Raw genomic sequence first — 11567 nt, 5'->3', positions numbered from 1 at the left:
CTTCTAAAACAGAATCTATTCTCCTTCGAAGCGCTGTTCACTCTCTTTCTCTTCGTGGGTTTGTATAAACAAGCCCCGATATTGGATAAGGTTCCGGGGAATCTGACGGCCATTCTGGCGGTGATTTCAGCTATCGTCGGCGGATACGTGTTGATAACGAAAACGGAACGCCCACCGAGAAGCGGACTGGTTCTGACTGTCCTGTTGGGGGCGTTCATCTGCTATGCGTTGTTGAGCAACCTCTGGACCCCGAGCTCCGAGTATGCGACCTCGAAGTCGTTAGAACTCGCCACCGTCACGTTCTGGTCGCTGGGTGCCCCGGCCCTCATCATCTCTAAATCCAAGAGACGGCTACGACGCTTTTTGACCGCCACCGTCATCTTTTCCGTCGTTATCGCGGCGATATCGATCTTCCAATTCATCGTCGTAGCGGGTGAAAGCCAACTCAGACCGTTCGATGCCACGTATCTCCTCGTCGGGAGGGTCATCGGGATTGCGTTCCTCATCGCGGTGGCGTACACGCTGTACGAAGCGTCATCGAAGATGCAACGACGAGTGGGAATCGCCCTCAGTGCTTTGTTCGGATTCATCCTGCTCGTGAACGGCGCGCGTGGTCCGCTTCTTGCCTCCATCGGTGCCGGCCTCTGGCTGGGAATCGGGTATTTCGACTTGTCGAAGTCCCCCCGCGAATTGGCCCGGACGGACCTCGTGAAAAAGATCGGGGCGGTCGTACTGGTGGGAGCTATCGTCTTCGTCGTCCTGCTCTATCTCGACGAACTCCCGAACACCATCCAGCGCATCGTCGCAACGCTCTCCGGCAAAAGCACGGGGTCGGTGGAAGGACGGGTCGACTACTATCTGGCGTCGATACCGATGTGGCTGTCGGCGCCAGCTTTCGGCCACGGCATCGGAAGTTGGCCGATTCTGTACGGGATGGGCGATGTGAAATACTACCCGCACAATATCGTCTTGGAAATCCTCGTCGAATTCGGACTCTTCGGTCTGTTGCTGGTCGGGTCGTTGTTCGGTTGCGCCGCGTACTTGCTCCTCGCGCCGAAACGGCCGCTCCATCGCGACCCGTATCGGATTCTGTTCGTCGCGCTACTCCTGTTTATGGGATTTAACGCGTTCGTGACGTCCGATATTCCCGATAATCGCTATCTCTTCACGATGCTCGGACTCACGGCGTACTGCTATCGAGCGACGTCGGTCAGGACGCTGAAAAATAGGAACAACAGCCACTATTGAACGAACCATCGACACGCCGACCGGGACGAGATAACTATCGATGGAGTTTAGGAAACTTGATTGAAGCACTAACATCACGGAATCGTTGGTCGATACATGAAGAACAATATCGCTAAATTCGCCTCCATCGCCTTCGTCGGCGGGATTGTCGGTCGAGGTCTTCGATACGCGATAAACGTCGTCATCGCACAGGGCTTGGGAACTGACGCGTTGGGACTGTTCGCGTTCGGAATGGTCGTCATGAAGGCCGGAAGCATTCCCGCCCGCCTCGGACTGGACACGGCGGTACAGAAGTTCATTCCGATATATCGAAACGACGAGGAGACGTCGAAGGTGAGCGGAACCGCACTCCTCGGGTTGGTAACGCCCCTCGTCATCGGGTCGGGTCTCTCGCTGCTACTATATTTCAACCGGGCGGCCATCAGCGCCTTCACGGGCAACCGGTTCGGGTCCGCGATACAGTTGTTCATCGTCGGGATACCGTTGTTCTCGACGATGATGGTCGCGAGCAACGCGACCAAGGGACTCAAGGAGACGAAATATTTCGTTTACACACGCGACATCGGCCAATCGAGCGTCGCGTTTCTCCTCGTGGCGGTCGGTGCGTTCGTCCTCAACGACCTCCGGCTAACTATTCTGGGCTACGTGGTCTCGTTAGGGGTCGGCGTCTTGCTCGCGGTCTTCTTCCTCTTGCGACGCGGCGTCATCTCCCTCGACGTTCGTCCCCAGTTCGAATTCACGGAGATATTCCTCGTCTCCATGCCGCTCACCGTCGCGCTCGTCACGCAGTATCTCGTCTCGTGGACGGACATCCTGATGTTGGGTTTCTTCGTTTCACCCGCGAGAGTCGGGTGGTATCAAGCGGCGTATCAAACGTCGATGTTGCTACTCGTGGTCCTGCAGGCCGCGAGTTCGATATTCCCGTCGCTCGCCGCCGACCTCTATCACAACGGCGAGAAAGATCGGCTGGAAATGGTGTATACGGTCGTCACCAAGTGGGTCTCCTTTTTCACCGTGTTAGGGTTGATATTCCTCGCGACGTATGCCGGGCCGGTACTCCAAATATTCGGAACGTCGACGGAATCGGCCCGTCTCGCCTTGGTCATCCTGGCGTTCGGGCAGACGACGGCGGCGATGGTCGGACCGTCCGGCTACCTGCTCATCATGTCCGGGTACGAAAAGCTCCAGATGATCAATTCCGTGGCCGTCTGTGCGATGAACATCGGCCTGAACTTCCTGCTCATCCGCCAGTTCGGTATCGTCGGCGCGGCCGCCGCGACGAGTAGCTCCATCGCGACGCTCAACGTCCTTCGCCTCGTCGAGGTTCGGTATCTCCTCGGAATTCAGCCGTACTCCCGACGGTTTTGGAAAGGGGTAATCGCCATCCTCGTGAGCACCATCGTGTTGGTCGGCGGCCGTCTGATGGGAATCGGTAGTTTCCTCGGAACCGTCCTTATCGGCGCGGTCGCACTCGGCGTCTTCGGCGTCGTCGTGTATCTGCTCGGCTTCGAGAACGACAAGGTGCTCGTCGAGGCGATAGATTAGTATAATCTGAATTTAGTATAGTTTCGAGCGTATTTGAAGACAAAAGATATATCGTCCGCACGGAACCGTATTGAGGTGTGACCTCCGTCTGTATCCTCACAACGGTTCATACGCCCTTCGACACCCGCATTTTTCATAAACAGGCTCGGACGCTCGTCGATGCCGGGTACGAGGTGGAATTGCTCTGCCACCACGACGAAGACACTACGAAGGACGGAATACGGATAACCACACTCGGTACCGTGGATTCCCGAGTCGAGCGATGGTCCCATCTCGTGAAGATATATCAGATGGCGATAGAGGCCGACGCGGACGTCTATCACTTCCACGACCCGGAACTTCTCACGGTCGGAATCCTGCTGAGCCTTCGAACGGATTCGAAGGTCGTCTACGACGTTCACGAGGATTACGCCGATGCGATTCGGGTACGGGAGTGGATACCGGACGAGATAAAGCCCGTTCTCGCTCGCGGATTTCCACAGGTTCAATCGCAGTTGGCGCGAGCGATGGACAGCATCGTGACCGCGGACCTGCCGACCGCGAACCAGTTCGTGAACCGCGGCCACGATTCGGTCGTCACGGTTCGGAACTTCCCACGCCTCGAAAACATCGAATTCGGGGAGGTGGACGGAGAGAACGATTCGGAATACACCCTCTCGTACGTCGGTGGCCTCGACAGCGAACGCGGCCTCCAGCGGATGTTGAAACTGACGCATAAGCTTCGCCAGCGCGATATCGACGTCACCCTCCGACTCATCGGTCCGTTCCAGAACGACGACGTGGAGCGGAAAGCCAAATCGTACATCCGGCGTCACGACCTCGAATCCGCCGTCGAACTCCTCGGCTACGTCGATTACGAGGACATGTTCGCCTACCTCTACCAGTCGGACCTCGGCCTCGTGCTGGTCGATACGGCGCGATTCGAGCGAAACGTCCCCACGAAGATGTTCGAGTATATGTACGCCGAACTGCCGGTCGTCGCGACGAAAAGCGGATCGACCGAGCGCTATTTGGATTCAGACTACAGCATCTTCGTCTCCGAATCCCTTCGAGAGTCGGACGTGGATGCAGTCACAGAGCTCCTGCGGGACGAAGAGAAACGAAGCGAGATGGGAGACGCGGGACGCCAAAGAGTCGTCGACGAGTACTGTTGGGAAGAGGAGAAAGCCAATCTCGTGGAGCTGTACGATGAATTAACTCATTAACAACAGTTACGAATAATCCTAGTCCCCCACATCTATATTCCTGTATTCCCAACTCCTATTTAATGGTAGATTTCGGCCGATATAACACGTCTAACGTGAAAAAGCTCCTCCAAAATCCGCGAATGTCCGTGGGCGAATGCAGAAAAATCGGGATAGCGGTCAACAAGAAGGTCCATCAAAAAGCGGGAGGCGATATCGGTGTCGATGTCATGGACGAAGATTGGGATACGCTGGTCATACTCGACGGAACGCGATACGATACCTTCGAGGAAAACAACGTTCTGGACGGAAAACTGGAGTTTCGACGGTCGAGAGGGAGTCAGAGTTCGGAGTTCATCCAAGGGAATTTTTCCGGCGAGGAGCTCCACGATACGGTGTACGTGACCGCAAACCCCTACGTGACGGAGTTGGAGGACGGCGTGTTTCACTCCGTCATCAACCTCCTCACGGAGTGGGACGATGAGCTTCAAACAGTCGTCCCAGAGACGGTCGTCGATGCGGCGATGGACGCCTTCGAGCGGTATCCAAACAAGCGTCTCATCGTCCACTTCATGCAGCCCCATTACCCGTTCATTGGTGAGAAAGGACGGAGTATGAACCACCGAGGATTCGCACCGACCGACGACTCGAACCTCCGAAGCGACCGGTCCATCTGGAACGAACTCCAGTACGACATCTCCGAGGACACGCCCGCCGAGGTAAAAGAGGCCTACGAGGAGAACCTCAGACTGGTGTTCCCACACGTCCAGCGAATCATCGATGAGATTCCGGGGAAGACCGTCGTCAGCGCGGACCACGGGAACCTGCTCGGAGACAGACTATCCCCGATTCCTGTGCGGGCGTACGGACATCCACGCGGCCTCCGCGCTCCCGAACTCGTGAAAGTGCCGTGGTTCGTCGTCGAGGGCGAAACCAGACGGGACATCAAATCGGACCCGCCGGAGGAAGAAGACCAGTCCTCGCTCGACGAGGATATGGTCGAAGACCGGCTACAGGCGCTCGGTTACAAGTAAAAGGACGGCCGGAGACAAAGACGAACGGGAAAGAAGGGAACTAACGAGGTCGAAACGCGATCATCCCGTTCTGTCCGCGGTTTCCCACGTGACGATGTTCTGCCCTTTCAGGAACTTCCACAGTCCGAGGACCATCCCGACGTTGGAGACGATGAAATAGTAGGTGACGTGTACCGGTCCGGGTATCGCCACGTCGTATCGCTCCGAGACCCATCCCAAGACGGCAGAGAAGTAAAAGAGAACCTGTACGACGAACGAGAGCGTGTAAATCGGGTTGGCGTCGAGGAGCAGAAGGACGGCGTTCGCGAGGAACGCGGTTCCGAGCAGGAGCGGGGACAACCAGCGGAGTATCTTGTGCGAGATGAACTGGAAGGCGAATTTGGGGTATCGAAGCGGGTTGAGGAGTTCCGTGAACTCCGTGACCGTGTTCCAACAGCGGGTCACGATTCGAATCCGTCGGGACATCTCGGATTCGACCGATTCGCCGGTTCGCTCCCACGCGACTGCGTCGTCGGCGTAGTCGATTCTTTCACCGTTGCTGACGACGGCGAGCGGTTCGGCGAAATCGCTGATGCCACCCGGTGAAAGGGGGACGTACGAGGAGCGTCGAACGGCGTAGATGGAACCGTTTCCGGTCACGAGGGAATGGAACCGGGCTTCGAGCTTTTTGATGGCTTGCTCGTAGCGCCAGTACAGCGACTCGCCTTCGACGTCGCTGTCGTCCGAGTAGCGGAGTTCGCCAACGACACATCCCACGCCGTCGGAGAACCTGGCAATCAACCGTTTGATTGCGTCTGGTTCGTACATGCTGTTCGCGTCCGAATAGACGATGAAGTCCGAATCGAGCCTCGACGTGACTTGGTTTTGGCATTCCGTCTTCCCGACGCGCCCCTCGATTCGCATCAGTTCGACGCCCTCGTCAGCGTACCCTTTCACGAGCTCGTCGGTCCTGTCCGAGGACGCATCCGAGAAGACGACGATATCGAACTTGTCGTCGGGATAGTCCAGTTCGAGGCTGTTTTCTATCTTCTCCTCGATGACGTCCTCCTCGTTGTACGCCGCGATGACGAGCGTCGTGGAAGGCCATTCCGATGGGGACTGTACGGGTGGACGGTCGCTCGTGAACACACGAAGTAACGCGGGATAGAAGAGATACGTCTGTAGAATTCCGAGCGAGCTCGCCCAGAATACAACTAGCGCCCCAATTGATAGTAGTTCCATTTGTCTCTACGGATTCGTGTGTACGGAAGGAATAAAAAACGATTGTTGCCGAACGTGGCAGGACGTTACTGAAGAAACACACGAGGAACCGATTCTCGGAGAAATCGGTTCGCGTCGTTGAACGCTCGAAACACGACGAGAGGTCGTCGAAGAAGAACGGCCGGACACACGTGCGGTTTCGAACGGTCGGGAAACGCCGCACGCATCGTGTACAAAATTAGCGCGGTCCGACGGGGGTCGCTCGCTTACTGCTCTTCTTCTCCGCGGACGAGATGACCGACGTCCCGGACCACTTGCCAGAGTTGGCGGGTCACGATTTGGACGTCGAACCAGAACGACTGTCGGCGGATGTACTCGACGTCGTACCGCAGTTTTTTGGCCGGTTCGTGTCCGGTGGCGTCGCTGATTTGTGCGAGTCCGGTCAGGCCGGGCTTGATGAACCACCGCTTTCGCCACTCGACGACGCCGGTCTCGATGTCGGAATCCAGCTCCGGTCGCTCCGGGCGGGGTCCGACGACGCTCATATCCCCGATGAGAATGGACCAAAGCTGCGGGATTTCGTCCAGATGGGTCCGCCTGAGGATTCGACCGACGCGCGTGACCCGAGGGTCGACCTCGCCCTTGTCCTCCTCGCTGACTTTGGCCCCTGTTTCCGCTTCCGCGTCGGTGACCATGCTCCGAAACTTGTACACTTGGAACGTGCCGCCGAACTCCGCGGTCCGAGCCTGACTGTAGAAGATGGGACCGGGGCTGTCGAGTTTGATCGTCAGTGCGATGACGCCGAGGAGGGGGGCAAATGCGAGGAGGCTGGCCGCGGCGAACAACACGTCGAACGCCCGTTTGAACACGTAATCCTGCCAGTCCCACGGTTCGAGGGCGACTTCGACGAGTTCGTCGTCCTCCGTCGCTTCCGTCTTCGTGAGAACACTATCGATGTGCCGACTGGGAGCCTTCGCCGTCACCCCGTGCTTGTGACACGTATCGAGTGCACCGAAGAACTCCGCCCGATCCGTGGTCGAGAAGGCCAAGATGGCCGTATCGACGCTGTTTTCGATGATGACGTTTTCCAAGCGCGAAAGGCCGCCGAGACGTTCGACGCCCGGGAGCGGTTGTTCGGTCCCACCGTCCGTGACGACTCGTTCCAATTCGCGCTCGTGAATCTCGTTTCCGCTCGGCGGCGAGACGTATCCCAACACGGGCGTGTTGATAGCTTTGAGAACGTCGGCGACGTAGCGAACATCGTCACCGACGACGATTGCAGGCGCGTTGGTATCGGTCGGACGTCGGCGAATCGAAACGAATAGCGCGGGGAGACCGACCCCAAGCAGTGCAGTGATGATGATGAGCGTCGAGCGAGGGAGACGGTACGAGTAGTCCGCGTAGCCGAGCGTGGCGAGCCCTAAAACGGCGATGAACAGTCGTTTTTCCGTGACCGAAATCGTGTCCAATACCCGTCGAGGACGTGGTTTGAACATGGGAATGAGGCTCGCCGTAACGACGAAGGCGGTGATGAGGCCCGCAATTCCGATCTTCGGCATCGGGAGTACCGTCGAATGAAGCTGATCGAGTACCGGAAAACTCGTGGTAACGAACGATTGGACCGCGCGTTCGTTCGCGATGAGGACCGAAAGTACCACGAGTGAAATGGTTCCAGTAACGCTAGCGAAGCGATAGCGGAATGTGGAGAGCACTATTTGATTAAAGAGATATGCAATATCATAAATGCTACGTCCAACATTGACCAAAATAAGCAGATTAAATACTAAATAAATTCAATATAGTGAGTAAAATACAAAATTAAATTGTCAAATCGGTCGTGGAATGGGACATTCCGTTTCTGCAGATTATAGTTCGGACCAGGAGTAAAGAGACGCTGAAGAAGTGAAATGGTATCTTTACGGACGGTAGAGGCCTCATTACAATACCGTGTGGAGTTGAGGAAATAGTATGGATGGGAGAATCTTCCGGGCCGATAGGACACCTTCGACGGACGGCACCGTTGGATCGAGCGAACGAAAAGTGCCCTTGGTGGCGAACAGATGACATCGTTCTGGAAGGGATACCTCGTTGCAGTACTCCTCTCGGCCGCCGTCTGGCTCGGAATCGGTCAGACACTGCTGGTCCTCCTCTAAAGAATGCAGTCGTAGATTCTAGAGGTAACCTACCGGCAGCGGTGACTCGATACGCCGGTGGCCCGACAGTGGTTGCCGAACACTCACAAGTTGGCAAAATCCCCATCCTTGCTTTAAAACTCATCAAACTTCGTATAAAAGAATGTATTGTTGAGGAACTATAACTCGAAGATGAGAAAATGACGAAAGACGAGGCCATGATTGCGACCGGTATCCTTTTGGGGACGTTCGGAATCGGCTACGCGTTCATCGGCTTTTGAATGCCGAGAAAAACGGACCGCATAAGCGTTCGATTTCGACGCGGAGGAGATTACACGACGAGGAGGAAGACGCCCCCAGCGATCGCTAGCGTCCCGATTCCGACACAGACCGCCCAGAAGGAAACCCGTTCGACGACCCGCAACAACGCGTCGATCGTGACATAGCCGACGATAGCACTGGTTGCAAGTGCAATGAGTGCAACCGTGGGGGAGACAGTGGGGAGGCCACCGGTTTCGTAGACGACCAACGCACCTGCACCCGCGGCCGCGGGAATGCTAAGCAGAAACGACAGGCGAAACGCGTCAGCGCCGTCGTATCCACGAAAGAGGAGGGTCCCTGCGGTCGTCCCCGAGCGCGAAATACCCGGAAGGATAGCCAAACCCTGCATTCCACCGACGAGAATCGCGTCGGTCAACGTGGGGGTTTCCCGGGTACCCAGTTCGAACCGGTCGGCAAAGCGGAGCAACACTCCCGTCCCGATCAGGAGCACACCGATGAGTGCGACGAACCCGCCACCTGCCAGTTCGGAGACGACCGCATCGAGGGTTTTCAACGCGAGGATTCCGACGATACCCGACGCGAGCGTGGCTACGACGAGGAACGACAGTTCGGCTTGTCTATTCTCGAACGCCGAATCGGGACGCCACCCCCGAAGCGAACCGAGGACGTTTTCGAGTTCTCCACGATAGTAGACGGTTGCGGCGATTGCGGTTCCGGCGTGGAGGAACAGAGAAAAGCGGAGTGCCGCTTTCGGTTGACTTCCCATCGCGCGGAGGAACAGGGTGAGATTCCCCTCGCTCGAAATCGGGAGCCACTCGAAAATGCCTTGGAGGATACCCGCGACGAACGCGATCAGAACGGACTCGTCGACCATGGATGGGTGTCTCGGGCGAAGAAGAAAGGCGATTCGGTTTCCGGTTTGATTAGTTGATTTAATTTTCGTACAAGTATGGTTCCCTATTTGCTGTTCTTGAGATAGGGATTCGACGAACAAGAACTCGGAGTATATGACAATCATTGTAATATACTCAACCGTGAAAATCCCCCACCATCGGAAAACTCCACTGAACGACCCAGAGGGAGTGGTCGAAGAGACGTATGTCTATTTAATGACTGTCCATCTGAACCCAACACTAATTACTCCGTGAGGTCCAACGTGAAGTAGAAATGGCCATCGCTGGCTCGACTATCCCGGACTTCCCCGACTTCTCGGACTTTTGGATCGCGTTTTTACTTGCGAGCGTTATCTCTCTCTTCATGTGGGCGGCGATCATCAAACTGATTTGAGGTCGGCACCACGAAACACGGACGCGGGAAGAAACGAGTCGATTCTACCGTTCGTATCCGCAGATGAGGTACCCGAAGACCAGCATCGCGAGTATCGAGGCGACGGCGTTGTTGAACATCGTGTACACCGCAAACGTTTGGTGAACCGCGAACGCGAGGGCGAACCCGAGCATCGGCACGTCAACCGAGTCCCATCGAACGATTCCCTCGACGATACTACCGAGGACGATTACGAGATACGCTAACCCACCGACGATGCCGACTTGCAAGAAGATTTGGACGTACGAATTGTGGGGCGAATACCCGCGGAAGTGGGGGTCGGTGACGAACGGTTCGATAACGGCGTGCGTGTTGACAACACCGTAGCCGAGGGCGGAGGGTGCGTTTTTGATGGCACGAAGTCCGGCCATCCAAAGCGGTGCTCGCCCGTGTGCATCTATCGGTCCGACCGCGAAGAGGATTGTGAGAAGTAAGACCGCGGATGCTAACGCGAGCGGAACGACCGTGAACGGAACGCTCCGCCGACCGAACAGAACGTACCCGGCGTACACGACGGTGGCCAACGCGAGTGCCAACCAGGATGCACGAGCATGCGTCAGGTACGTTGCGAGTCCGTTGAGGAAGAACAGCACGGATGCAAGCGACACCAGGAGGAACCGCCGTTGGAAGACGTTTTCGACGGCAAGCACGAGCGCTGCAAACGCTCCGGAGAAGGTGAGGACGGCGAGGATATTCGGATTGTCGAGCACGGATTGCAGGTAGTGGAACTCCGTCCCGAGCAGCGGAATGGTGGCTGTGGCCTCGAAGAGTTGGGGCTGGAACCACCAGAGGTCGTACGACCCGATAACGTAGACGGGGAGCCCTATCACGACGAAAAACCCAGCGACGAGTGACAAACCCCAGAAGAAGACGTTCCGCGAGACGTACCTCGGAATGAAGAAGACGTTTACCCCGAAGAGCAACGCCATATAGACGACGAACGACGCTTTCGTCGAACCGGCGGCCATCGAGTTGACGTGGAAAAAGAACACCCCGAGCATGAGGACGTACGCGGCCACGTATACCGCTCGACTTCGGAGGAACGCTACGATATCGTACCCGATGAACGGATAGACTGCGTACAGAAGGAAGACCAGCACGACGTGGAGGGTGCGTCCGTCGCCCGGGATGTACAGGTTGTGCTGCCGGAGGAGGATGAAGGTCAGAAGTATCAACAGAGACGCCTGTGCGACGTGTATCCACAGTCCACTATCGGTCCGATAGTACGTGTGCGCGAGCAACAAAAGGGGTGTAACATAGAGAAAGAGAAGGTCGAGATGAAACGAACCAAACCATTCTGGGGAATTCTGCGCTCTGTAAAGAACCCCGGTGAAAAGAAGTGGAATCAGGATGAGCTGAACGAGGGCGAACGGACGGAACTCACTCGTAAACGGGTTCAAAAACGAACGAGTAGAAGCGTTCTGATTGTCTTGTAAATTCATGGGAGCCATTCCGCGTTAGCTAAAATAGGTTTAGTACCATAGCATAAAAAGGATATTTATTTTTCCTTTTTAATAAAGTATATTGTATTTATGGATTTGAGCGTGTTTTTTGTTCTGTGTATCGAGCCGGAGTGTCCGAAGGTCCCGCGCATCAACCGAACAAGAGAGCGGAAA

General features: G+C 56.2%; 8 protein-coding genes. 4 read left to right on the top strand and 4 right to left on the bottom strand.

From position 1 onward, the window contains the following. Window positions 1–81: 81 nt before the first annotated feature. From OPC11_RS12845 to OPC11_RS12830, 4 genes are all read left to right on the top strand, one after another. Window positions 82–1248 (top strand): O-antigen ligase family protein, encoded by a 1167-nt coding sequence (locus tag OPC11_RS12845; RefSeq protein ID WP_264782145.1) that lies wholly within the window; start codon window positions 82–84, stop codon window positions 1246–1248. 96 nt (window positions 1249–1344) lie between these two features. Continuing rightward, window positions 1345–2793, top strand: coding sequence for an oligosaccharide flippase family protein (locus OPC11_RS12840; RefSeq protein ID WP_264782144.1), 1449 nt, complete (start codon window positions 1345–1347; stop codon window positions 2791–2793). A 77-nt stretch (window positions 2794–2870) separates the two neighbouring features. Then, window positions 2871–3998 (top strand): glycosyltransferase family 4 protein, encoded by a 1128-nt coding sequence (locus OPC11_RS12835; RefSeq protein ID WP_264782143.1) that lies wholly within the window; start codon window positions 2871–2873, stop codon window positions 3996–3998. Window positions 3999–4207: 209 nt separating this feature from the next. Further along, on the top strand, window positions 4208–5011 hold the full coding sequence (locus tag OPC11_RS12830) for a hypothetical protein (protein ID WP_264782142.1): 804 nt from the start codon (window positions 4208–4210) through the stop codon (window positions 5009–5011). Window positions 5012–5071: 60 nt separating this feature from the next. Here the strand turns inward: OPC11_RS12830 and OPC11_RS12825 are convergent, their stop codons facing one another. The 4 genes from OPC11_RS12825 to OPC11_RS12810 all read right to left on the bottom strand — a co-directional run bounded on the left by OPC11_RS12825 (window position 5072) and on the right by OPC11_RS12810 (window position 11192). After that, window positions 5072–6139 (bottom strand): glycosyltransferase family 2 protein, encoded by a 1068-nt coding sequence (locus tag OPC11_RS12825; protein WP_007983308.1) that lies wholly within the window; start codon window positions 6137–6139, stop codon window positions 5072–5074. A 338-nt stretch (window positions 6140–6477) separates the two neighbouring features. Then, on the bottom strand, window positions 6478–7770 hold the full coding sequence (locus tag OPC11_RS12820; RefSeq protein ID WP_007983304.1) for a sugar transferase: 1293 nt from the start codon (window positions 7768–7770) through the stop codon (window positions 6478–6480). 904 nt (window positions 7771–8674) lie between these two features. Next, on the bottom strand, window positions 8675–9499 hold the full coding sequence (locus OPC11_RS12815) for an undecaprenyl-diphosphate phosphatase (protein WP_007983301.1): 825 nt from the start codon (window positions 9497–9499) through the stop codon (window positions 8675–8677). A gap of 457 nt (window positions 9500–9956) precedes the next feature. Then, window positions 9957–11192 carry an O-antigen ligase family protein gene (locus OPC11_RS12810; protein WP_264782141.1) on the bottom strand — a complete coding sequence of 412 codons (1236 nt, stop codon included), beginning with the start codon at window positions 11190–11192 and terminating at the stop codon, window positions 9957–9959. Window positions 11193–11567 lie beyond the last annotated feature (375 nt).

Origin of the sequence: Haladaptatus sp. T7 (genome assembly GCF_026008575.1) — an archaeon.
In the GTDB taxonomy this organism is placed as follows: domain Archaea; phylum Halobacteriota; class Halobacteria; order Halobacteriales; family Haladaptataceae; genus Haladaptatus; species Haladaptatus paucihalophilus.
Note: the sequence above shows the minus strand (reverse complement) of the source record. Positions and strands in the feature narration are given on the sequence as shown.